Here is a 473-nt window from a genome sequence, read left to right on the forward strand (position 1 = left end):
GAGGTGACGGCCTTGACCAGCAGCAGTCCGGCCAGGGTGAGCACCAGCAGGATCACGCCCTGGGCGGCGGCCCCGTTCCACTGGTTGTCCTTGGTGACCTGCTGGTTGATGAGCGTGGCGATCATCGTCTGGTCCGGGCCGCCCATCAGGGCCGGAGTGATGTAGTAGCCCAGCGACAGGATGAAGCTGAGCAGTCCGGCACTGGCCAGACCCGGAGCCACCAGCGGCAGGTAGATACGGCGGAAGATGGTCACCTTGCCCGCACCCATACTCGATGCGGCCGCCAGCAGACGCCGGTCCACCCCCCGCATCACCCCGTACAGCAGCAACACCGTGTACGGCAGCATCATCGAAGTCGTGCCGATAACGACACCGAGTTCGTTGTAGAGCAGCTGGAACGGAGCTCCGGGAACCGACATGCTCGTGAGCGTCTCGTTCACCAGGCCCTTGTCACCGAGCATGATGATCCAGCC

Annotated in this window: 1 protein-coding gene; it reads right to left on the reverse strand. The window is 64.3% G+C overall.

Annotated elements, in window-relative coordinates; translation table 11 throughout:
* Nucleotides 1-419, reverse strand: a 419-nt coding sequence (locus tag ADK65_RS36580) for an ABC transporter permease (RefSeq protein WP_234353058.1), incomplete at its 3' end; no start/stop codon positions are given.
* Between the last annotated feature and the right edge of the window lie 54 nt (nt 420-473).

It is taken from the genome of Streptomyces sp. NRRL B-1140 (assembly GCF_001280065.1).
In the GTDB taxonomy this organism is placed as follows: Bacteria; Actinomycetota; Actinomycetes; order Streptomycetales; family Streptomycetaceae; genus Streptomyces.